The 22,018-nt window shown below is 61.2% G+C and carries 18 protein-coding genes; 8 read left to right on the top strand and 10 right to left on the bottom strand.

Features of this window, described 5'->3' with window-relative positions:
* Positions 1 to 2,097, top strand: a complete 2,097-nt coding sequence (locus IRI77_RS37425; RefSeq protein ID WP_194450015.1) for a VWA domain-containing protein — start codon at positions 1 to 3, stop codon at positions 2,095 to 2,097.
* Between the two features lie 55 nt (positions 2,098 to 2,152).
* Here the strand turns inward: IRI77_RS37425 and IRI77_RS37420 are convergent, their stop codons facing one another.
* Genes IRI77_RS37420 through IRI77_RS37410 form a run of 3 tightly spaced genes read right to left on the bottom strand, consistent with a single transcriptional unit; the run spans position 2,153 to position 6,012 of the window.
* Positions 2,153 to 2,935 (bottom strand): MBL fold metallo-hydrolase, encoded by a 783-nt coding sequence (locus tag IRI77_RS37420; protein ID WP_194450014.1) that lies wholly within the window; start codon positions 2,933 to 2,935, stop codon positions 2,153 to 2,155.
* Between the two features lie 58 nt (positions 2,936 to 2,993).
* The gene (locus IRI77_RS37415) at positions 2,994 to 5,669 is read right to left on the bottom strand and encodes an ABC transporter permease (protein ID WP_194450013.1); all 2,676 of its coding nucleotides are present in this window, start codon (positions 5,667 to 5,669) and stop codon (positions 2,994 to 2,996) included.
* 1 nt (position 5,670) lies between these two features.
* Complete coding sequence (locus IRI77_RS37410) at positions 5,671 to 6,012, bottom strand: PadR family transcriptional regulator (protein ID WP_194450012.1); 342 nt, start codon at positions 6,010 to 6,012, stop codon at positions 5,671 to 5,673.
* A gap of 410 nt (positions 6,013 to 6,422) precedes the next feature.
* Between IRI77_RS37410 and IRI77_RS37405 the strand changes: the two genes are divergently transcribed.
* The 3 genes from IRI77_RS37405 to IRI77_RS37395 all read left to right on the top strand — a co-directional run bounded on the left by IRI77_RS37405 (position 6,423) and on the right by IRI77_RS37395 (position 8,089).
* Positions 6,423 to 6,689 (top strand): hypothetical protein, encoded by a 267-nt coding sequence (locus IRI77_RS37405; protein WP_194450011.1) that lies wholly within the window; start codon positions 6,423 to 6,425, stop codon positions 6,687 to 6,689.
* 144 nt (positions 6,690 to 6,833) lie between these two features.
* Complete coding sequence (locus tag IRI77_RS37400; protein WP_194453934.1) at positions 6,834 to 7,757, top strand: zinc metalloprotease; 924 nt, start codon at positions 6,834 to 6,836, stop codon at positions 7,755 to 7,757.
* A 41-nt stretch (positions 7,758 to 7,798) separates the two neighbouring features.
* Complete coding sequence (locus tag IRI77_RS37395) at positions 7,799 to 8,089, top strand: lipocalin-like domain-containing protein (protein WP_194450010.1); 291 nt, start codon at positions 7,799 to 7,801, stop codon at positions 8,087 to 8,089.
* 36 nt (positions 8,090 to 8,125) lie between these two features.
* Here IRI77_RS37395 and IRI77_RS37390 read toward each other — a convergent pair whose 3' ends face one another.
* The gene (locus IRI77_RS37390; protein WP_194450009.1) at positions 8,126 to 8,980 is read right to left on the bottom strand and encodes a PEP-CTERM sorting domain-containing protein; all 855 of its coding nucleotides are present in this window, start codon (positions 8,978 to 8,980) and stop codon (positions 8,126 to 8,128) included.
* Between the two features lie 451 nt (positions 8,981 to 9,431).
* On the opposite strand from IRI77_RS37390, the gene IRI77_RS37385 reads away from it, so the two are divergent.
* The 3 genes from IRI77_RS37385 to IRI77_RS37375 all read left to right on the top strand — a co-directional run bounded on the left by IRI77_RS37385 (position 9,432) and on the right by IRI77_RS37375 (position 11,642).
* Positions 9,432 to 9,965: a TetR/AcrR family transcriptional regulator gene (locus tag IRI77_RS37385; protein ID WP_194450008.1), complete on the top strand. Its 534-nt coding sequence runs from the start codon at positions 9,432 to 9,434 to the stop codon at positions 9,963 to 9,965.
* Positions 9,966 to 10,073: 108 nt separating this feature from the next.
* Positions 10,074 to 10,742, top strand: coding sequence for a Rossmann-fold NAD(P)-binding domain-containing protein (locus IRI77_RS37380; RefSeq protein WP_194450007.1), 669 nt, complete (start codon positions 10,074 to 10,076; stop codon positions 10,740 to 10,742).
* Positions 10,743 to 10,754: 12 nt separating this feature from the next.
* Entirely contained in the window at positions 10,755 to 11,642 is an 888-nt protein-coding gene (locus tag IRI77_RS37375; protein ID WP_194450006.1) for an oxidoreductase, read from the top strand.
* A 65-nt stretch (positions 11,643 to 11,707) separates the two neighbouring features.
* Here the strand turns inward: IRI77_RS37375 and IRI77_RS37370 are convergent, their stop codons facing one another.
* The 5 genes from IRI77_RS37370 to IRI77_RS37350 all read right to left on the bottom strand — a co-directional run bounded on the left by IRI77_RS37370 (position 11,708) and on the right by IRI77_RS37350 (position 17,144).
* Entirely contained in the window at positions 11,708 to 12,196 is a 489-nt protein-coding gene (locus tag IRI77_RS37370; protein WP_194450005.1) for a CAP domain-containing protein, read from the bottom strand.
* 175 nt (positions 12,197 to 12,371) lie between these two features.
* Positions 12,372 to 12,614, bottom strand: coding sequence for a hypothetical protein (locus tag IRI77_RS37365; RefSeq protein ID WP_194450004.1), 243 nt, complete (start codon positions 12,612 to 12,614; stop codon positions 12,372 to 12,374).
* A gap of 120 nt (positions 12,615 to 12,734) precedes the next feature.
* Complete coding sequence (locus IRI77_RS37360; RefSeq protein WP_194450003.1) at positions 12,735 to 13,883, bottom strand: esterase; 1,149 nt, start codon at positions 13,881 to 13,883, stop codon at positions 12,735 to 12,737.
* Positions 13,884 to 13,974: 91 nt separating this feature from the next.
* On the bottom strand, positions 13,975 to 15,558 hold the full coding sequence (locus tag IRI77_RS37355) for a carboxypeptidase regulatory-like domain-containing protein (protein ID WP_194450002.1): 1,584 nt from the start codon (positions 15,556 to 15,558) through the stop codon (positions 13,975 to 13,977).
* Complete coding sequence (locus IRI77_RS37350) at positions 15,555 to 17,144, bottom strand: MSCRAMM family protein (RefSeq protein WP_194450001.1); 1,590 nt, start codon at positions 17,142 to 17,144, stop codon at positions 15,555 to 15,557. Before IRI77_RS37350 ends, IRI77_RS37355 begins: the two co-directional genes overlap by 4 nt.
* A 352-nt stretch (positions 17,145 to 17,496) precedes the next feature.
* Here IRI77_RS37350 and IRI77_RS37345 point away from each other — a divergent pair, with 352 nt between their 5' ends.
* On the top strand, positions 17,497 to 19,884 hold the full coding sequence (locus IRI77_RS37345; RefSeq protein WP_194450000.1) for an alpha-galactosidase: 2,388 nt from the start codon (positions 17,497 to 17,499) through the stop codon (positions 19,882 to 19,884).
* A 14-nt stretch (positions 19,885 to 19,898) separates the two neighbouring features.
* On the opposite strand, the gene IRI77_RS37340 is transcribed toward IRI77_RS37345, so the two are convergent.
* Positions 19,899 to 21,890, bottom strand: a complete 1,992-nt coding sequence (locus tag IRI77_RS37340; protein ID WP_194449999.1) for a right-handed parallel beta-helix repeat-containing protein — start codon at positions 21,888 to 21,890, stop codon at positions 19,899 to 19,901.
* Positions 21,891 to 22,018 lie beyond the last annotated feature (128 nt).

Below are 22,018 nucleotides of genomic sequence, written 5' to 3'. Positions count from 1 at the left end.
ATGCGCTCAGCGATTCTATCCCTCTTCCTTTGGACGCTGGCTGCTGCCGCGCAACAAGTAGGCGAGAATGTCCAGGCGGGTAAGGCTGAGACAGCTACGTTCACAGCCGGAGCCCAACTGGTTGTCGAGACTGTGACGGTCACGGATAAAAAGGGCAAGCCGGTGGAAGGTTTGACGGCCAAGGACTTCACGGTGACGGAGGACGGCGTACCCCAGCAGATCCGGGTATTCGAATACCAGAAGCTCACGGCGGCGGCGGCCGGCGCGCCTCCAGGCGGGCCTGAGCAGGTGAAGGTGTACGAAAAGCTGGGCCAGTCACGTATCGCGCCCGAAGCCGCGGGCGACGGCCGCTATAAGAACCGCCGCCTGATGGCGCTGTACTTCGATATGACAGCGATGCAGCAGGCGGAACAGATCCGTGCGCTGGCCGCGGCCCAGAAATTCATTCGCGGCCAGATGACGCCGGATGACCTGTTTTCGATCCTGCGGTATTCGGGCGGCGCAGTGGAGGTCCTGCAGGACTTCACGGATGACCGGAACCGGCTGCTGAGCATCATGCAGACAATGATCATCGGCGAAGGCCAGGGATTCGATGAGTCAACAAACGATGCGGCCACTGGCGACGCCGGAGCCGCGTTCGGACAGGATGACAGCGAGTTCAACATCTTCAATACGGACAGGCAACTGTCGGCACTGCAGACGGCTGCCAAGATGCTTGGGCAATTGAGCGCCAAGAAGTCGCTGATCTACTTCTCCAGCGGGCTGCGTCTGAACGGCATGAACAATCAGGCGCAGTTGATGGCCACGGTCAACTCGGCGATCCGCTCCGGCGTCTCGTTCTGGCCGATTGACGCACGCGGACTGGTGGCCGATGCCCCCATGGGCGATGCGTCCCAGTCCTCGCCGGGCAACGCCGGGATGTACTCCGGCGCCGGAATGCAGGCGAACACCGCGCGCTTCCAGCAGTCGCAGGATACGCTCTACTCCCTGGCGGCGGATACCGGAGGGAAGGCGCTGTTCGATACGAACGACCTGACAAAGGGGATCGTGCAGGCGGCGGAGGCGATCTCCAGCTATTACGTGATCGGCTACTACGCCTCCAATGCGGCACAGGATGGGAAGTTCCGCCGGATCAAGATCACCCTGAACAACGACGTTGCCGCGAACCTGGACTATCGCCAGGGTTACTTCGCCGGCAAGCAGTTCACGAAGTTCTCCGCGGCGGACAAAGAGCGTCAACTGGAAGATGCGTTAATGCTGCCGGATCCGATCACGGAACTGACCATCGCCATGGAGATCGACTACTTCCAACTGAATCGAGCGGAGTACTATGTGCCCGTGGTGGTGAAGATCCCAGGACGGGAACTGGCTCTCGCCAAGAGGCGCGGAGCTGATCGGACCGTGATCGACTTCATTGGAGAGATCAAGAATTCATTTGGGACGACGGTGATGAACGTCCGCGACAAGGTCAGCGCCAAGTTGAGTGAGACGACCGCGGCGGAGCTGGCGAAACGGCCGATTGTTTACGACACCGGGTACACCTTGCTGCCGGGCGAGTACACGATCAAGTTTCTGGCGCGCGATGCAGAGACCGGCCGAATTGGAACCTATCAATCGAAGTTCGTGATCCCCAACCTGAACAAAGACGAGGATCGCGTAGCCATCAGCTCGGTCGTGCTGGGCAGCCAGCGCGTGGACATGAAGGACGCGCTGTATAACGCGGTGAAGGAGAAAGACCGACGGGATGATGTGAATCCGCTGGTGCAGGACGGGCAGAAGCTGATTCCCAGTGTGACGCGGGTCTTCAGCAAAGATCACAATCTGTTCGTCTACCTCCATTCCTATCAGCAGGGCACGGCCGAGGTTCAACCGCTGGTAGCGGTAGTGAGCTTCTATCGAGGCCAGGAGAAGGCGTTCGAATCGGTTCCTGTTGAGGTCACTTCAGGCGGAACCGGGCGATTGAAGATACTGCCGATTCAGTTCGATGTTTCGCTGGCGCAGCTGCAGCCGGGCAAGTATGACTGCCAGGTGACGGTGCTGAACCCCGCGGGGCAGAAGGCAGCGTTTTGGCAGGCGCCGATTCTCGTGGTGCAATAGGGCGCCCTCGGGAGTGGGCGCCCATAGCATTCGTCTGTTCGCCGACGCAGCAAAGTCACTGGACGATTCGGTTCCTGCCGCCCAAGTCCGGCCAGCAAAGCCGGGTACTGAGCCCCGCCTCGGCGAAGGCCAGGGCAATTTTGTCCTTCCCTTCAGAGAAGTGCTGCCATCCCTCGAAGTGAAGCGGGACGATGGTCGCTTGCGGGAATGACCTGGCGAATTCCACGGCTTCTTCGGCTGTCATAGTCAGGTGTTGAGAGCCAACCACCGGCACCCGCGCCGCGCCCAGGTTGAGAATGGCGGTCTTGACAGGGAACCGCTGGCCGACCTCGGCGACCGCTTCGTACCAGACGGTATCGCCGGAGAAATAGACACAGCGATCGGGCGCGTCTGAATAGTACAGAACGAAGCCGACCACAGGACCGCGGTCCCCGTCACTGGGGCCGTGCCGCGCGGGGGTGGCTACAACCTTCAGGATGTTTCCAGCTCCTACCTCCAACTCCACACTTTGCCACGGCTTCATTCCTACGCTATTGCCACCCAACCGGCCGGCGCCCTCCTCCGTCGTGAGGACGGACTTCGCGGTGGAAAGCAGGCTCCGTCCGGCGTGATCGAGATTGTCGAAATGATGGTCGTGACTCAAGAGCACGTAGTCAATCGATCCGAGTTGGTCAGCCGGTATAGCCGGACCGGTGAGTTTGTGGAGAGTGACAGGACCTGTCGTGTAGTCTCCACCGGGGGGATCGAAGGTCGGGTCTGTGAGCACGCGAACCGAGCCGAACTCAATGAGGGCCGTCGGCCCGCCGATGTAGGTGATAGTCAGGTTGCGACCGGTCATTTCTCCTTTTGATTCGCCTGGGGCCGATTGGGATTCCAGCCATCCCTCAAGGCGGCGCTCATTGGTCTCCGGCGAGTGCCTCCATGGGCGAAATCCGCGCCGCACGGTAGGAAGGAATCAGGCACGCACCCAGGGCCACCAGTCCGATAAGGGCGACAGAACCAATGAGGGTGGCCAGATGAACCGGCGGTACATGGAACAACAGGGCCCGCATCGACTCACCGGCGATCCAGGCACCGACCAGACCGGCAGCGATTCCGGCGCCGAGCAACCGCATCGCCAGTGCGAGGAACTGCGCCCTGATTTGCCCCGGCCGCGCACCGAGCGCCATTCGGAGGCCAATTTCGCGGCGGCGCTGTGTGACGGCATAGCTCAGGACTCCATACGTGCCAATGGCGGTGAGCAGCACCGCAACGACGGAGAAGATCGCCACAGTGAGCGCAGGAGAACGATAGGCGATAAGGCTGTCGGTAATGCGCGATTCCATGGAGCGCACGTCGCTCAACGGCAAGTCTGGATCGATCTGCCGGACGGTCCGTTGCAAGGCCATCGCCAAAGACTCGGGCGGCAGGCTCGTGCGAATGACGACGAAGAGATTCTCGTCCGAACGCATGGCATACGGGTAATAGACGGCGCCCTGCGCCACCTCATCGGTGAGACCGGCCTGCTTCACGTTCCCGACAACCCCGACGACGGTGTAAGCCTCGGAGTCGTCTTTCACATCGGGACCGTTAAAGACGAGTTGGCCAAGTGCGCTGGTCCCAGGCCAGTAGTAGCGAGCGAAGTCCTCGTCGACTACACAGACACGCCCGGCACGGCGGGAGTCGGAAGCGGTCAGGAAGCGTCCTTCCCGTAGGCTAAACCCCATGGCGGCAAAGTAGTCGCCGTCGACCCCATAGGCAAAGTGACCGCGAGGCGCTTCGCCCGCCCGTCGGCTGTGCCCTTTGACCGCGGCCGCGCTCTTGCCGCTTCTGCCGCTGAGTGGCACGTTATTGACGATACCCGTGGCGGCTACTCCGGGCTGTGTAGCGAGTTGGCGCAGCAGTTTTTCGTTGAAAGCGACACGGTCCGGCCAGGTCCGATAGCTGCTCCACGGCACTGAGATCTGGCTGGTGAGGACGTGACCGGGCCGGAAGCCCGGCGAGACAGCCATGGCGCGCTCCAGGCTGAGGCCGAGGATACCAGCGCCGGAGAGCAGTACAAGGGCTAACGCAATCTGGGCAACAATGAAGGCGTGGCGCAGCCTTTGAGCAGCGCGGCTGGAGGTGGCGCCGCGAGCTTCGGAGCGAATAGTGGCCGTGGAGTGGCCACGCAGGTTCAACCAGACGATTGGTGCGGCGAGCAGGACTCCCAGCAGCAGGGCGCCCACGAACGCGGCGGCCGCGGAACGGGCATCAAGGGCGATATTGCTGCCGAGCGGCAGACGATCCGCGCCCAACGCGGCAAGCAACTGGATGCCCGCGGCACCAACAGCGAGCCCCAGCAGGCCCCCGCCCATCGTAAGAAACGTAGTTTCAACGAACGCTTCGCTCACAACGTGCAAGCGGCTGGCGCCCAACGCCTGGCGCACAGCGACCTCCTTCATCCGGCCATTGGCACGGACGAGCAGCAGATTCATCAGATTGACCGCGCCGATCAGCAGCAGGGCAATCGCACCGGCCTGCATCCAGAGCAGCACCGGTCGAATGCCGGCTACATGATCCGCGTGCAGGCCGGCGACGACAGAGCGGAAACCCGCGTCAGACAGGAAGGACTGCTCCTTGGGGTTGTCAGCCCCAAGGGCGGCATTCTGCGCGTCGATCTGCGCCTGAGCCAAACCGAGAGTGGCCTCCGAGGCGAGGCGAGCGATCATATGTTTCGAATTGCCGCCCGAGTGGCGGTTCTGCGGGCTGCGCGCCTCGGGATTCGAGGAGAGAGGGCTGAATAACTTTGCTTCCGAGGAAAGGAAGCGGAAACCTGGCGGCAGAATGCCGACGATCGTGGAGGGGTTGCCGTCCATGCGAAGCTGACGGCCGATTGCCCCCGGGTCGGAGTTGAAGTGCTGGCGCCAGTAGGCATCGCTCAGGATGACCACATTGTCGGTCTGATACGAAGTCTCCCTCTCTGTGAAGGCCCGGCCCAGCATGGGTCCCAAGCCGAGGGTGCTGAAGAACTCGGGTGTCACCTGGACGACCTGTTCACGTTCCGTGAATCCGGATTCGCCTACAATCGCCGTGGCATTCCGGTAGAGCGAGAGTGAGGAGAAGGCTGGAATCTGCCCGCGGCGCTCGTAGTAATTGGTGATGGATGAGCCGTCGCGTTCCACTCCGGCCTTCGGATAAGAGTTGTAAACCGTCACCAGACGATCCGCCTCAGGAAAGGGCAGTGGGCGTAACAGGATGGAGTCCATCACGGCAAAGATGGTGAGGTTCGCACCCAGGCACAATGCGATTGTCAGCGTAGCGGTGATCGTGAAGCCCGGCGACTTCCTCAATAAGCGCACGGCGTAGCGCGATTCCCTACCAAGCGCATCGAAGAGATGCAGCCTGCGCGCTTCACGGCACTCTTCCTGAACGGTATTCACACCACCGAATTCGATGCGGGCCTGGCGCTCCGCCTCCTGGGGTGAGAGGCCGGACCGGATCAAGTCTTGAGTGTATTCCTCGATATGAAACCGCAGCTCCTCCGTCATTCCGGCTTCGAAGCTGCGCCGGCGCGAGAGTACACGCCAAAGGGAGCGGAGGCCGCCCAGCATGTTACACCTCCTCCGAGGTCGCACTAAGCGCAGCCGCCATCGCGGTAGCCAGCCTGTTCCAACTCGCTGTCTCTTCCCGCAGGCGGTGCCGGCCGGCGGGCGTCAGGGTGTAGAACTTGGCCTTGCGGTTGTTATCGCTTTGGGCCCACTCGGCGGCGATGAGCTCCTGATGTTCCAGGCGATAGAGCGCCGGATAGAGCGACCCTTGCGGAATATCGAGCGCCTCGCCGGAGATCTGCTTGATGCGCAACAGCACGCCATAGCCGTGCAGGGGCCTCAAGGACACCGCTTTGAGAATGAGCATGTCGAGGGTGCCCGGCAAAAGTTCAGCTGTTTTCGCCACGAACCAGTCTCCTAGTCTAACTAGGAATAGCGTAACGTGGCTCTCCTAGTTTGGCAAGGGGAGACAGAGGTAACAATTTGGCCACGCACCGTCACTCCGCGACTTCGACAACCACGGGGGCAACCTGTCTTCCCATCCCTCTCGCCGTCTGGTAGGCTCTTGAATTGCGACAGGCCGTGATCGTGATCAAACGCGAGTTGTCCTTCCCGAAGGCTGTCTGGAGAACACCATCCACCCGGCGAAGGCTGGACCCGCTGTCCATCGAGCCTGTGGTTTCGGCCGCATTGAGTGCATGGGTGGCCCAGCCGGTTGAGCGCGCCCTAATTGAGTGCGAAGTCACCTTGGACGGAAGCCTATTGCGTCCTCCGGCTGCGCGGGCGGCTCTCGGTCGGAATCACTATGGAGTCCTTTTGCTGGACTTTTCAGGGACAGGCTTGAACGTCCGCTTGAGTCAGGAAGCCTGTCTGCAGGCGCTGCCGTCGCCGAAACGTGCGTCCAGGCATCTGGCCACCCTGCAGGATGGGGCGACAGTTCGCATTGTGCTCAACGGGAAGGCGGACTGGCCATCGGGCCGGTATTACTACCTGCAGGATTACCACGTGATTTTCCGCTGTGGCGCGGCGGAGACTGGATTCGAGGAACCCCGGACCATCGACCTGCAGGCCGATCTGGTTTAGCGATCGGGCGGCGGCAGCCCTCCAATCCTCCCGACGGGCGTCGCCAGATCGAGCAACGGGCCATCGTGGCCACCTATAAGAGCGGTTTACGCTTTAAGACTTGTGCGGCATTCTGGAAATGCGCCGTGCATAAGGAGGATCGTGATGCCGGAAGATCAACCTGTCCCCAAACCGCCCATCAGAAAATGTGGAGCGCCGGAAGTTCACCAACGATTGCTGCAGGACCCGGAGTACCAGGCACGCCGTCTCGACATCGAACGCCATCTTGCTCGATTCCTGCTTTTTGGGTTGTCGAGCGAGCGCACGGGCGTGACGGAGATCCCGGTGGTAGTCCACATCGTGTCCTCCACGCCGGAAGGCAACATCAGCGACGCCCAGGTGAAGAGCCAGATCGACGTTCTAAACCAGGACTATCGGGCGGCGAACACGGATCTCGGCAAAGTCCCCGCTGTATGGGCCACTCTCACGAGCGACACACGCATACAATTTGCGTTGGCAACAACAGATCCACACGGTGCCCCGACGTCAGGGATCACCAGAACGGCGACAACGACCGGCTCATTCGGAACCAACGACGATGTGAAATCAGCCACCGCGGGGGGTGCTGATGCGTGGCCGGCGGACAAGTATCTGAATATCTGGGTGTGCCAACTCGGGGGAGGGTTGTTGGGGTATGCACAGTTCCCGGGCGGACCCGCAGATACGGATGGAGTGGTGATCCTGCACTCGGCGTTCGGGACACTGGGCACGGCAGCAGCACCGTTCAACCTGGGCCGCACCACCACACATGAGGTGGGCCACTGGCTGAACCTGCTGCATATTTGGGGCGACCGCCTGGATTGCACCGGAAACGACGATGTGGCCGACACGCCTTCAGCGCAAAGGCCGAATTACGGAAAGCCGCAGTTCCCTCATGTTTCTTGCGGCAATGGCCCCAACGGCGACATGTTCGTCAACTACATGGACTACGTGGACGACGATACGATGGTGATGTTTACTCAAGGACAGGCGGCACGGATGGCAGCCGCGCTCGACGGGCCCAGGTCATCGATCGGGCGGCCGGCGTGAGTTCCGGAACTTAGGTAATTTCCATCGAAAAGACGAATCTATTGCAGGGCTGGATTCACTCCCACGAAGAGGATTCGGGTGAGACGATGGTGTTCCGCCCGGAGTCTCACCCGTTCCCACCAAGCCGGGGCCGCTACGGATTCACACTGAAGCCCGGTGGCGTGATGACCGGGAGCGGACCATCAGCGGCTGACGTGCCTCTCTCCGGCGACATCGGAACCTGGAGTGTCAGGGAAGAAGACCTGTTCCTGGAGGGGATCGGCGAGGGGCGGAGGCATTACAAGATCGAAGCAGTGAGCAAAGACAAACTGGTCTTGCGCCAGGTGAAGTGAGGAGGCCAGGCGCCCTGCGCCTCCTCACGACTTCGGCTAGAGTTTGGAGCGGCGACGGAGGACAAGCAGGGCGAGCCCGCCGGACAGTAGAAGGAAACTGGAAGGCTCCGGTACAGCGGTGCCATCGAGAGAGAACGCTGCGTTAAACGTTGGGGCCGAGGCGCCACCGACTATGTCGGTACCGACACGCAGCCAGTCAGGGTCAAGGGCTGCATCACGAGTCCAGGCCTGAAGATCGGGGGCGAAGGGCGTCGTGCCTGCACCGCTGATGGGCCTTGAAGCGGAGAGCCAGTAAAATTCCCCACCGTTCGAGAGCATGACCTGCGGCACGAAGAAGTAGTGGCCGGAGGGGAGGTCGACCGGCGTCAGGAAGCTGATGTCGAACTGCACCTCCTGCCCCGTCACCGGGCCGGCCCCGCCTGTAGTCTGGTTCGGTGCCGGATGGATTCCGCCTGCCGCAATGCTGTTGTTGGCGGTGAATGAGGCGTTTAGCACGGTAGTGGAGAACGACAGGTTGCTGGCCGCGCTGTCGCGCGAATCGAAGGCAACATCGGAAGGGGAATTTGCCCGCGTCGGCACGTTGGGGATTCTGACGGTGTTGGAGTCTTGTGGAAACACGCGGTAGATCTCAACGACTACCTGGGAAACCGTCGGGGTGCCTGATTGTCCTGGCACCACCAGGCCAACGAAGGAGGCGGAGGTGACTTTGAATCCGGAATTGAGTAGGAAGTCGTCCGCTGCTTCAATCTCAAAGGCAGCGCCGCTGGTCCTGGACGCGATGGCCATCAAGTTGTTGGGAGTCAGATTGTTGTATATGGTGGCTGCATTCATGCTTCCTCCGAGCAGCACCAAACTGGCAATCGACAATGTGACACGGAACACCTTGTACATAGGGTTTCTCCTGGCCCTGAACAAGCTTGTGCTAGTTGGGCGCGAATCAGTATAAGCTCGTTTCGCCGTGGACCGACCCACTTTTCGGTATAGATTGGACCCAGTACCAGCGGAAACTGTCGCCGTGAGCGCCCATTCCTGACATCGGCGCGGAATCAGAATTGCCGCGCACCATACACCCCGCGAAATTGCGATCTTTCGCTGGGCTCAAACGGGAATATAGCAATCCATAGATAGATCCCGTCAGGTCGGCCGCGGTGTTGACCCTTTGAAACATCGAGTGACGCTGCGGGCTGTTGCGCAGAGGCGTCCTCCACAGAGCCGGTCGTGGACGCCAACTTGTAGCATGGGGCCTTGCCAGAGTCGCGCTGCGAGCCTAGAATTGAGTAGTCACTCAGCCTGGACGAAACGGATGGCACGGCTCAAAAGCGGGGACAAGCGAGACCGAATCTTGGCGGCGGCGGCCCTTACTTTCGCGGAGAGAGGGCTCGCGGCTCCAACTGCGGCGATCTCCAAGGCAGCAGAGATTTCTGAAGGCTCGTTATTCACTTATTTCGCCACCAAGGACGAGTTGCTGAATGCCCTCTACCGGGAGATCAAGCTGAATCTCGCCGAAGCCATGATGTCGGAGTTCTCCCGGCACACAGATGTGAGGAGCAAGTTGGAACACATCTGGAACTCCTTTGTTAACTGGGGCATGGAGAATCCTGCACAGCGCCGGGTGCTGGCTCAATTGCAGGTCTCAGACAAGCTGACTCGAGAGACCCGGGCCGTGGGGTCTGCGCCGTTCGCCGAAGTCCAGGTCATGCTGCGAGGGGCAATTGAGCAGGGGGTGGTCAGGGATTTGCCGCATGAGGTCCTGACTGCCACGATCGACGCGATGGCTTCGGCCACGATGGAGTTGATCGCTACACATCCAAATGAGGCGGACAGGTACAGAAGCCTGGGTTTCGAAGTGATGTGGAACGGAATCCGAATCGAATAGTAGCTGGACGTGAATCCTGAGTGAGCGCTCAAGCATCAACTGAACAGAGAACCAGGAACCCGGCAGCGGCTGCGGGTTCCGACCCGTACCAGCGGCAAAGGGAAAGTCATGAGAGTACTCATATTTGGCGCGACAGGAATGGTGGGCCAGGGGGTTCTGCGCGCCGCTCTGATGGACCCAGGCGTGGAGATTGTGCAGACTATCGGCCGGACTCCCACAGGAGCCGAGGACAGGAAACTGCGGGAATTGATCCATCCGGACCTTTTCCACTTTGCCGGCCTGGAGCAGGAACTCAGCGGGTTTGACGCGTGTTTCTTCTGTCTCGGCGTGTCCTCAGCCGGCATGGCGGAAGAGGAGTACCGGAGGGTGACCTATGACATCGCCATGGCCGCGGCCGGGACGCTGTCCCGCCTCAATCCACAGATGACCTTCATCTTCGTATCGGGCGCGGGGACCGACAGTACGGAAAAGGGCCGCCTTATGTGGGCTCGGGTGAAGGGCGCAACCGAGAATGCGCTGATGCGGCTGCCGTTCGGCGCCAGCTACATGTTCCGACCAGGCTTCATCCAGCCGGTCCATGGAGCTCGATCAAAAACGGAGCTCTACCGATTCTTGTATATGGCGTTGCGGCCCTTGCTGCCCGTACTGAGACGCATTCTTCCCTCCTACGTTCTGACCACGGAGGAATTGGGGCTCGCGATGCTGCGCGTTGCCAGGGTTGGCTACGCCAGGCGGGTGCTGGAGACCCGCGATATCCGCGCGGTACTTACTATCTGAAAGGACACGCTTATGTCGAATTCAAAGGTATGGCTGATCACCGGCAGTTCCCGCGGGTTGGGCCGTGCGTTCACGGAAGCCGTACTGGCCGCTGGTCATCGCCTGGTAGCTACGGCCAGGGACCCGCAGCAACTGGCCGAACTGGTCCAGCAGTATGGAACAAACGTTCGGGCTGTGGCTCTGGATGTCACGCATTCGGTCATGGCCCGCTCTGCCGTGCAGACCGCTGTGGACGAGTTCGGACGGCTGGATGTAGTGGTAAACAATGCCGGATACGGCAATGTCGGGGCGGTGGAAGACGTGGCCGAGGAGGACTTCCGCGCCCAGCTGGAGACCAATTTCTTCGGCGTCGTGAACGTATCGCGGGCCGCCCTCCCGCAGATGAGGCGCCAGCGGTCAGGCCACATTGTCCAGATCTCCTCCATTGGTGGACGGAGCAGTTCCCCGGGGCTGGCCGCGTATCAGTCAGCCAAGTGGGCCGTCGGTGGATTCTCCGAGGTTCTGGCGAAGGAGGTCGCGCCGTTGGGAATCAAGGTCACGATAGTAGAACCAGGCGGGTTCCGGACAGATTGGGCGGGGTCGTCGATGAAGGTCGATGCCGTGCGGGAGGAGTACCAGCCCTCCGTCGGGCAGTACGCAGAGTTCATCCGCCACTACGACGGACAGCAGATGGGCGATCCGCGGAAGGCGGCCCAAGTATTGCTGCAACTGGTGGAGTTGGAGGAACCGCCCCTGCGACTGCTGCTGGGCTCGGATGCGCAGCATCTGGCGGCAGCCATTGCGTCAAGCCGGGCGGCCGAGGACGAGAAGTGGAAGGAACTGGGCGCATTCTCTGACTTCGATGGCGCGCCCGGCATTGAGACGCTGCTTTCGAAGCTCCCGGCGAGCATAAAAAGGTAACGAACTGGCGGCCTGCAGGGGAGGACCCCGTCTCGAGACGCCTGCCGGGGGCGGCGGCACAGAGGCTAGTAGGGCTTCTCCCCTTCCCAGTTGCCGGGCGGATCGTAGTAACAAACCCAAACCTCTCGCTGACCGCGGCGGCCTACAGCGCAGCCTACCTGCTTCGAATCGCGCCACACAATCTGGGTGTAGTGCCCGCATTGGGCTCCGCGCCGGCACGTGTTGCTCTCGAGGTTGTAGTCTTTCGCTTCCGACGCCCAGTTGCCGACAACAAACTGGGGCGTGGCCTGATCTCCGGTCATCTCAAAGAGGTTCTCGCCGTAACTGGTACCCGGGCGATGGCGGAACTGCCCATTCGCGGCCAATGACTTGGACCACTGCCGGGCCAATGCCTCCAACTGTGGCGACCATTCGAGTGGCGCCACGCCGACCTTGGACCGGACAGTATTGTGCGCCGCGAGCATGAGCGGGGCCAGGGAATCTGTGGGGGCTGAGAGTGTGGGGACAACGGCCAGAGTAATCAGCAGCAGAAACAGAGGGAGGCCATGGAACACCCGCACACTTCGTACCTTAGCACTGGCCGGAGCAGTCCGTGCGGGAAACAATTCGCTGTTTATTCCGGTCCACATGAACCGTACGTCGATACTCGGCTGGGTTGGCGAGGATCCAGGCCGGCCATCATCTCAACCCTCGAGGCCACGGAAAGCGCGTTCGGGCGCAGTCCAGCGGTCAAAATGTCCGGACCAGTTTTGACGCGAGAACCGCGGCACGCCGCTGGTGCTCACCCGCATCGGCCTTGCCTCGACTCCGCCGAACGGTGTAGTCTTCGCGGCTGATTCGATTGGCCAACCGCTGATTCACAAGCTCCGCGGCGGCAGTGCGAAGTTCCTTGCCCCAACTCCGGTTGTTGATGTCCAACTGAGCCACCTGCTCAGCGGTTACAACCGATCCATCACCCGGCCATTCGCTCATATCCCTCATAGTTTGTATGATCGGCAGAAGCGACTGAGGTATTTAGGATATTTCAGAGCGGGCCGGGATTCGACCCCACGGCCCACTCTGAACAGAAGGGCGGACCAGCGCCCATAGGAGCTACTTGAACAGCTTCGGAGCGAATTCATTCAAATAGTCGCGCCAATTCAGCCAGGTGTGTCCGCCTTCGGTTTCCTTGAAGACAGGCTCAAAGTGGTGCTTCTTGAGCATCTCGACCGTGGCTTTGGTCGTCCCCAGTAGAAAGTCGTCCTTCCCGGTGGCGAACCAGAGCACCTTCAAGCCCGGCTTCAGCTTGGCGTTATCGAGCATGGCGGCCCGCTCAGTCTCCCATTCAGGAGGAATCACTGGCGCCGTCGAGCCGGCAGTCCGTGGTCCTCGGCCAAAAACACCAGAGCTGAAGACGCCGATGTAGCCAAACTGGTCGAGGTGGGCCATGCCGATGTTGAGTGTCTGGCCGCCACCCATGGAGAGTCCGGCCAGGGCGCGATTCTGGCGGCCCTTCAGGACACGGTAGTGGGACTCGACATAGGGCATGATGTCAGTCACGAAGTCGTCGGTGAATTCGTCACGCGCGCCGGCGGTGCGGGGTCCCATTGAGGTCGAGGTGTGACCGGCTGGCATGACAACGATCATCGGTTTTGCAGTGCCGGCGGCAATCAGGTTGTCGAGGATGAAGCCGGCCCGGCCCACTGATGTCCACGAATCGTCGCAGTCACTTGCCCCATGTAGAAGATAGAAAATAGGGAACTTGCCTTTGCCCAGCTCATAACCGGGCGGCGTATAGACGTGCATGCGGCGGTTGCGGCTGAGCGCTTTGGAATAATAGGTGACAGCGGCGACGGCTCCATGCGGAACCTGTGCGGCATCCACCCACGCGGCGCCCGAAACAACAACCATGCTCCAGCCATTGGTATTGGACTCGCTCATCAGGGGATTGCGGGGATCCATGGCGGCCACGCCATTCACCAGGAAGCGGTAGCGGTAGGCACCCGCCGGCACAACGGGGCTGGTTCCTTCCCAGACTCCATTCGCGCCTTTGACCATCGGCAGCGCACCCCTGGTGAGACCGGGCATGTCACCACACTGTAATTCCACGGTCTCTGCCTTGGGCGCCATCAGCCGGAACGTCACTGTCCGCTGCGCCGACACCTCGGGCGACACCACGGGCGGCGTTTGCGGCGCCTGAGCATATACGATGGCCGAGGCCGCAAACAAAGCGGCGGCGGTCCACATGGCCTTTCTCTGCATAGTTATTACTCCTTGGATCTGGCTCTCGCCACGCCGATGCTATCACGGCCGGTTGCGTGTGGACGGGTCCGGCGGCGCATTGAAGCTCCGATCAGGGCAGTTCCAGATCCACGTCGAGAACGCCGTTCATCTCGACAAGGAGAGGTTTGGCCGCTTCGAGATAAGGCCGGATGGCGCCGGGATTGGCATATTCCAGTTCGGTGTTGTTGACGGCAAACAGCCGGTAGTCCCCCGGACGCACATTTTTGAAGTCAAAGCTGCCGTCGCTGTCCGTCTTGAAGCCGAGGTACCACCCTGGATCAGCAGGCAGTGCGGCCGAGGCCAGGACAACTAGAACACCAGAGGCCGGAGAATCGTTGCGACGAACGAAACCGCTCACCCGCCCCATGCCTCCACTGGCCACCACATTGAGTTTCACCAGAGTGCCGTCTCCAATGGTGAGAACACCGTTCTGGAACGCGCTGTCTTCCGAGGTGACGCGACTGGCGAAGACACCCGGCACGCCTGTGATCCAGAGACGAAACCTGCCGGGCCAGGACACCGGGATCTGAAAGGTCCCATCGGGTGCAATTTCCCGGCTGAAGCTCGGTGTGCGGAAATCCTCGCTACGCAGGGATATGAACATCCGGCTGAGAAGGCGAGGGTCGGCGTTCTGCAGGGTAACCTGCCCCGAGACACGGGCGCTCTCCTGTGGAGTGAGAACTACTTCGGCATCGGCGGCAGTCAGGTCCGCGGTGGCAGTGGCCACGAGGGGGGTGCCCATGTCCTGATTGCTGATCTTCACCGTGTACATGCCCGGCGAGATCGCGGGCATCACCGACCGGCCACGAATGTACTCGGTCCGATGGAACGCCTGGGTGCCCGATACTCCTTCGCTAATGAGATCCAGGCGCATCTGCTTCCCGCTGCACGATTCGCACTCGACAGTCAGCGCAAAGCCCGGCTTCGTAAACAAAGAGAAACTGGCGACAGCATCCTGGCCCGGCTTCACCTCAATGGGAGCAGCAGCGCGAGGATCGGCCGTATTCGGATAAAAGGCGGGCACGAACGCTGCCCGCACAATCTCGCTGCCGGAGGCTGGATCATCGGGCGCGGAATGCGGGCTCGACACATACCAGGGCTTGCCCGTGACTGCAATATAGTACTCGCCCGACGCAAGCCCGCTGAACCGGTACTCCCCCAAGTCGTTGGTTCTGCCCCAGCCCAGCGTACTGACGCTCTTTCGTCCGGCGACAACCTGGACATACATCAGTTGCACAATGGCATTCTCCACCGGATCGCCGGCTTCATCGAGCACGATGCCGGAGATGGTGGATGGCGGATGCACGGCGAACACGATGTTCGCCGTGTTCTGCCCCGGTCCCGCAATAATAGCGATGCCAAAACCGGAAAAAATGGATTCGGCTCCGTACGGTTGCCCCGGCAGGCCATTTCGCTCGGCGCGAAGCTGATATTTCCCTTTGCTGACCTCGAAGTGAAAGCGTCCGTCCCCGGCCGTGATTCCCGACGACAGTTCGGAGGTGGGACGCTCTGCAGGGGCCAGGACCACACGGACCCGGGCCGATGGCTGCCCCGAAACTGAATCAGTGACTGTACCGGCGATGGTGTAAGAAGAGGCCCTGTCCTGGCCGGCACAAACGGCGGCCGCAAGAAAGACGAGAAGAAACCGTTTCATTCGGATACCGCCGTGATCTTCACTTCCGACCGGCCTTTTGAGGTGACCGTCACGCGGAAACCATTGGTGAGGTTGCGCAGAGCCTCAGGCTCCAGATAGGGGATCTCCCTCAATCGGGGGTGCGCATAGACCGTGTAGTCGCCTGGAGCCAATGGCTGCACGAAAAATCGCCCATCCGGCAGCGATTGACCTTCTGTGGGACCCGAAAGAGATTCGAAATTGGGAACCGCCAGGATGCCGAGGGAAGGCTGGCGAATGCCGGGGCTGATTTCTCCCTCGATCACACCACCATCCGAGCGGACGACGAGTTCCACCTTTTCCGGCTGAAGCCCTGCACGCACATGGATTGTGGACCCGGGAGTGAGCGCTTCGGCGCCAATTGAGGCGGCGGCGACATAGCCCCCAAAACTCGTGGCTCTCCACGAATAGACGCCAGGATTCACGTTCCTGAACTTCAGGCGTCCTCCGCCGTCGGACACGGCGTAGTTTGATTCGCCGGCTGACCGAAGTTCCATGGATCCCCGACAGGGCACACGATCCCTGGCCTGGTTATCCTGGTCACAGTTCAGCGAGACCTGGATTTCGATCCCACGCTGGAGTTGCAGTTCCACACCTTCCACATGACTCGCTGACACCCGCACGTCCGCCTCAGCCTGCAGGCGCCCGTCGCCTTCGCCTTGCGTCGCCCTCAGCAGGTAGTCGCCGGTTGTCACATCATTCACCTCGACACGGCCGTTGATTTCGTTCACAGCCACCCGGGCCGAAACCGGCTGACCGTCAGGCGTCAACAACTGGACGACTGTCTTCGCATGCGGCACAAAATTAGTGAGAAGCCCTTTGACCTTGAAGGCGGGCTTGAGCGGCTCATTGAAATCAATGGTGGCGCGCTGGCCAAGACCCAGAACCAGTGGCGTGGCGGAAGCGCGATCGACGGCGCGGCCATGGTAGATGGGCGCGACCACTTGAGGCCAGTCGACTAGCGGAGCGTTCTCGCCCATGAAGGTTCGGGTGCCGCCCGCACGCCCCGAGAGGCGGACGTAATACGACCCGGGCTGCAGGTTCCACAGCCGGTAGCGCCCGCGATCGTCGGTTGAGACAGAGCGGTCCACCCGAAAGGTGCGCCGGCCCGACAAGACAGATGCCTGAATGAGTTGAACGCTGACAGCCTGAATGGGATTGCCCGCGGTATCCAGTACGGTTCCTTCAAGCGTTGCCAGCGGATCCAGTTTCACCTCAAAATTCGCCCGGGACGGCCCCAGTTCAATCGTCCCTGCTTCCGGATCCTGACGATATTGCGGTTTCTGGGCTGTAATCCGGTAACGGCCGGCACTGAGACCTGCAAAGGAAAATGCCCCGCCCGGGTCCGAGAAAACCGGGCTGGGCGTAAGCTCCCGGGGCGCCAAAGCCTGACCTTGGTAAATCGGGCTCAGCGTCAGCAGGGCACGCTTGACGGGTTCCCCGGTTGCGCTGTTCAAAACACTGCCTGAAAGAGTGAACTTTTCGGCATTGGATGTCTGCCCGAAAAGGAAGAAGTTTGCCGAGAACGACCAGAAGAGAACGATCCGGCACAGCGACATTACACGCATAAGTGACCGATCACATTCTAGTATATTCGCCTTTTTTCCGTCTGCCCGAGAATCGGAACGGCCTGCCCCAAGGGGCATCTGACACAGTAAGCAAGATCTCCAGCATCCGGCCGTTTGCGGCCCGCTGATCGGATGCGCGAATGGCGATCAGACGCGGTGCGGCATCGAGGCCGCTACACCTGGGACCCGCCCTTTGTCTATAGTGGTCTAAACCTCCATGCAAGGCATCTTTCGTTCTACTTCATACCCCGTACTCGCCCTCTTTGCTCTCTTTCCCACCCTGCTCACCGCGGAGGACCCATCCCGGAAATCCGCACTACTCGAGGCCCGGCATTGGACCGCGGCCAGCTTTATGGCACAGCCGGACGCCCGGCCCGTCCAGGCCCAACTCATCGCCCGGACCAAGCAGGGCAAGTTCGACCGCAATGGCCGCCGGGACCGGAAAATGCTCATCGCCGGCAAGAAATACGAACGCGGCATCGCCATGCCGTCACCCGGCGAGATCGTTGTCCAGTTGGCAGCGCCCGCCAAATCCTTTGACGCAATAGCTGGCGTGGATAGTAACGACCTGGGCTACTACGACAATGCCGGACGCGGCAGCGTAGTGGCCTCCGTAGAATGCGGCAGCCGCCAGGTTTTTCAGTCCGGGACCCTGAAGGAGGGCATGCCCGGAGTCGCTATCCATACAGAACTGGGCGGCGCCACCGAATTCCGCTTAAAACTGGCAGCCGTGGGCAACCGGCTGCGGACCTATCAGGGGGAGTGGGACCAACTGGACTGGGCGGAGGCGCGCGTCACCATGGCTGACGGTTCCGTAGTCTGGCTCGCTGATCTGCCTGCCGGGCCGCTGCCGGCGCCCTATGCCGTCGAAGCGCCGTTCTCCTTCCGCTACGGCGGACGGCCCTCCGCGGAGTTTCTCGGCCAGTGGAAGGTGGAACGGGAAAGCCGGGCCATAGATGCCAATAGGACCAGGATCCGTGTCACTTATACGGATGCCGCATCGGGCCTGCAGGCGCGCGCGGAAGCAGTGGCTTATGCCGACTATCCCACCGTCGAGTGGACAGTCTATTTCAGGAACACCGGCACGCAGCCAACTCCCATTCTGGAAGACATCCAAGCCATCGACACCCAATTGGAGCGCACGCCTGAAGGTGAATTCCAGCTCCATCACAGCATCGGCAGCCCGAATTCGCCCACTGACTTCCGGCCCCTGGAGACTGTGCTGGCGCCTGGTTCGCGAAAGGCCTTCGTGGCCCGGGGCGGCCGGCCGACGGACACGGACCTGGGCAATTTCAATCTCGAGTGGGCCGGTGGAGGGGCCATTGTCACGGTGGGGTGGCCAGCCCAGTGGTCCGCAGAGTTCGTGCGCGACAAGGCGACGAAGGTGCGAGTCCGCAGCGGCCAGGAGCTGACACACCTGCGCCTGCTGCCCGGTGAGGAGATTCGCACGCCCCTGGTTGTACTCCAGTTCTGGCGCGGCGGCGATTGGATTGATGCGCAGAATGTGTGGCGGCGCTGGATGCTGGACCACAATCTGCCGCGCCCAGGAGGGAAACTTCCTCCACCGATGCTCTCCAGCGGCAGCTCGCGGCAGACCGTAGAGATGCAGGAAGCCAATGAAGCCAACCAGGTCCTCTACCTGAATCGCGCCCTCGATGCAGGGCTGAAGCTGGATTACTGGTGGATGGATGCGGGTTGGTACCCATATCAGCAAGGCTGGTACAAGACCGGCACGTGGGAGGTGGACCCGGCCCGGTTTCCACGCGGCTTCGTACCGATCTCCGAGGCTGCTCACAAGCGCGGCACGAAGATCATCGTCTGGTTTGAACCCGAGCGCGTGACCGACGGGACCTGGCTCCACAAGAACCACCCCGAGTGGCTGCTGGGTCCTGATGGCAAGGACAAGCTTCTGAATCTTGGGAATCCCGACGCCCTGCACTGGGTGACCGAACACGTCAGTAACCTGATCAGGACGCAAGGCATCGACCTCTACCGTCAGGATTTCAATTTCGAGCCTCTGCAGCTGTGGCGCAATGCCGACACTGAAGACCGGCAGGGCATCACCGAGAACAAGTACGTGGCGGGGTACCTGGCTTACCTCGACGAGTTGCACCGCCGGTTTCCGGAAATGATTTTGGACAACTGCGCTTCGGGCGGACGGCGGGACGATCTGGAAACCCTGCGCCGCTCCGTTCCGTTGTGGCGTAGCGACTTTGCATACGACCCGGAGCCCATGCAGCAGTTCACCTACGGCATGGCTTTGTGGATTCCGTACTTTGGCTCGGCGTTCAACTCCCTGGATCCCTATATCTTCCGCAGCCAGATGACGCCGGCGCTCTCCATCGGCATGGTCGCGGAACGCTACGAGAACGGCCTTCCGAGAATGAAGTCACTGCTGGCCCAGTGGCAGCGCGTGTCGGAGTTCTATGCTGCTGACTTCTACCCGCTGACCCCGTATACGACTGAGAAGTCCGGCTGGCTCGCCTGGCAATTCAACAGACCGGAGCGCGGCGATGGAGTGATCCACGCGTTCCGCCGCGCGGACAATGCCTTCGAACTGGCAAAGTTCCGCCTACGCGGAGTCGAGGCGGGTGCGCGCTACAAGGTCACGAACCTGGATACGGCGCGGTCCACCGTAGTTACTGGAGCGGAGTTGACGCAGGGAGGACTGCCAGTGACACTGACGGCTCGGCCTGGCTCGGCGCTGATTCTCTACGAGAAACTGGCCGTGGCCCGCTAAGCCGCGCGCCGTCTTCACCAGATTCGAATCTTCACTTCTCCTTGGCCGGGAGTCTCAAAGGGCCCCGGCGTAGGCGTTGAGTCACTGCGGCGCTTGCCGGCGAAGTCGGTGCTCAGCAAGAGCTCCGACCCGTCGGCCTTCTCAAACGCGAGGTTTGGAATCCTGGCTTTGCCCAGCAGGGCTGTGGTGACCCGTTGTGTCCCTGCCTGGGCCACTTCAGGTCCGAGATGGAGTACCAGATAGCCATGGCCTCCCTGCTCCACGATGACCGGCTTTGGATTGCCTGCGTCGACTGTCGGCGCAGCCTCCAGGCCGTACGGCTTGGCCCCGTTGTAATACACATTCCCACCTGCCTGCAGGTTCGCCTCGCGGGTGTCATAGACCCACAATCCGTATCCATCGAAGCGTCGGGCGGCGGCAGGACTGCGGCTCTCGGCCTGGGCGGGTTGGGCTCCGCCAATGAAGATATTGTTGTAGAAACGATCGTCGCCGCCTTTGATGTTGCGAAGCCCGGCCAGGGCTGTGGAGTGCGCACGATGGTAAGGCGTCGACCTGCTGAGTTCCGGACTACTGCTGACGCGGCCCGCCATCAGGTTGTGTGCATAGGCGCCACCCTCCGACCAGTCCCGCAGGCTGACCTCGGAGAGCAGCACATTGTTGTCTATCACAAACGGCCCATGATCGACCTCGACGAAGATGTCGTCGGTCGTATTGTCGTAGAACAAGTTGCCCGTAACGCGCGTGCCCTGCGCCATCCAATCGAGCCATAAGCCGCGGCCCGCGTTGTGGATTCGATTCCCCTTGATCACTACATCGATGGCCGCATGCAGCTTGATCCCACCCATCTCCGCACCGGTGAACTGGCGCTTGGCCCAGACATTGTAGATGTGATTGTTGAGGATCTGGCTGTAGATCGCACCCAGGCTACCGGCAATTCCCGCCTGTTCGCAGTTGAAGATGGTGTTGTTCCGGACCACGTGCGAGCCAATCTTCTCACGCGACCAACCAATCGCCAGGGCCCGGACGATCACCTCGTTGTAGTGGATCGCGCCGTCCCTGCTGGGATCGTTCATCCACACGTTGTGCCCGGTCTTGCGATCCTTGCCCAACGTGACACACGAGCACTTGGAATCGCTGATCACGTTGTTCTCGATGATCCAGCCCTTGCTCCAATGCGTTCCAATCAGGCCGATCTGCTCGGCCGTGGGCGCCGCCCATTGGGTGGCGGCCTGTTTCAGGTGAAATCCGCGCACGGTGATGTAATCGCGGCCAGGCTGCGCGGGGTAGAAACAACTGTCGCGGACATTGATCTCCACCAGTTCCTCGTTAGGATTCCGGTCGTGGAAGTTGGCGTAGAGGCTGGTATTGACGTCGTCGGACTCAGTGAACCAGGTCCAGGTGGAGCCCTCCTGATCGCGGCCGTCCGGAAAGACCTGGGGGCTGAGCACGCGCTCCAGCAGATGGGTCTCCCATAAGGACTTGCCGTTCAGGTACACCTCGCCGGTATGGTGCGGCCGGCCTTTGCCGGTGAACCAGTCGCCGACTATCAGATCCTTATATGGGTTATAGGAGCCGAAGTAGGTATTAGGAATTGTCACCTTCCAAACACCAGGCTGGATCAACTTCCACCCCCGAATCACCTCGGCTCCGGTAATAGTCACCTTTTCACCGGCAGCAGCCTGATAGACAATTCGCTTCGATTCGGACGTGCCGCCGCGCGGAGGTGTGACTCTCTCCCGGTAGATCCCCTCATGCACCGTGATGACATCCCCAGGTTGCGCCACAGCAGCGGCGGCTGAGATGGTCTTGAACGGACTCGAAGAGGTCCCGCTGTTGCGGTCACTCCCTTTCGGCGAAATGTGAAACTCGGCGGCAGGGGCGAGGAAGGCCACAAGCAGCAAAAGGGCCGCGCCGCGGATCAACCGCGTTCCAGGCAGGCAGGTGGACGGCGTCTCGGAATCAGGCTGCGTTGCGGATTGATCGGGATATCGAACGTCTGGAGTCATGGTGCGCGCTCTCTACGGCGGGCCATGTGCAGGTGTCACGCCGGCAGCCGGAACAGCGCCTTCAAACGCGCCCAAGGACAGAGGGCCGCCCGCCGTGCGCACCACACGAACCCGGCGCAATTCTATCA

It is taken from the genome of Paludibaculum fermentans (assembly GCF_015277775.1).
Classification (GTDB): Bacteria; Acidobacteriota; Terriglobia; order Bryobacterales; family Bryobacteraceae; genus Paludibaculum; species Paludibaculum fermentans.
The sequence above is the reverse complement of the archived record's forward strand: the minus strand, read 5'-3'. Positions and strand labels throughout refer to the sequence as shown.

Bases quoted from the DNA above. Each gene is read 5' to 3' on its own strand.
- IRI77_RS37365 (WP_194450004.1), bottom strand. From the start codon at position 12,614: ATGAGCGAATGGCCGGGTGATGGATCGGTTGTAACCGCTGAGCAGGTG.
- IRI77_RS37415 (WP_194450013.1), bottom strand. From the start codon at position 5,669: ATGCTGGGCGGCCTCCGCTCCCTTTGGCGTGTACTCTCGCGCCGGCGC.
- IRI77_RS37420 (WP_194450014.1), bottom strand. From the start codon at position 2,935: ATGACCGGTCGCAACCTGACTATCACCTACATCGGCGGGCCGACGGCC.
- IRI77_RS37390 (WP_194450009.1), bottom strand. From the start codon at position 8,980: ATGTACAAGGTGTTCCGTGTCACATTGTCGATTGCCAGTTTGGTGCTG.
- IRI77_RS37350 (WP_194450001.1), bottom strand. From the start codon at position 17,144: ATGCGTGTAATGTCGCTGTGCCGGATCGTTCTCTTCTGGTCGTTCTCG.
- IRI77_RS37375 (WP_194450006.1), top strand. From the start codon at position 10,755: ATGTCGAATTCAAAGGTATGGCTGATCACCGGCAGTTCCCGCGGGTTG.
- IRI77_RS37340 (WP_194449999.1), bottom strand. From the start codon at position 21,890: ATGACTCCAGACGTTCGATATCCCGATCAATCCGCAACGCAGCCTGAT.
- IRI77_RS37345 (WP_194450000.1), top strand. From the start codon at position 17,497: ATGGCACAGCCGGACGCCCGGCCCGTCCAGGCCCAACTCATCGCCCGG.
- IRI77_RS37425 (WP_194450015.1), top strand. From the start codon at position 1: ATGCGCTCAGCGATTCTATCCCTCTTCCTTTGGACGCTGGCTGCTGCC.
- IRI77_RS37380 (WP_194450007.1), top strand. From the start codon at position 10,074: ATGAGAGTACTCATATTTGGCGCGACAGGAATGGTGGGCCAGGGGGTT.
- IRI77_RS37355 (WP_194450002.1), bottom strand. From the start codon at position 15,558: ATGAAACGGTTTCTTCTCGTCTTTCTTGCGGCCGCCGTTTGTGCCGGC.
- IRI77_RS37360 (WP_194450003.1), bottom strand. From the start codon at position 13,883: ATGCAGAGAAAGGCCATGTGGACCGCCGCCGCTTTGTTTGCGGCCTCG.
- IRI77_RS37400 (WP_194453934.1), top strand. From the start codon at position 6,834: ATGCCGGAAGATCAACCTGTCCCCAAACCGCCCATCAGAAAATGTGGA.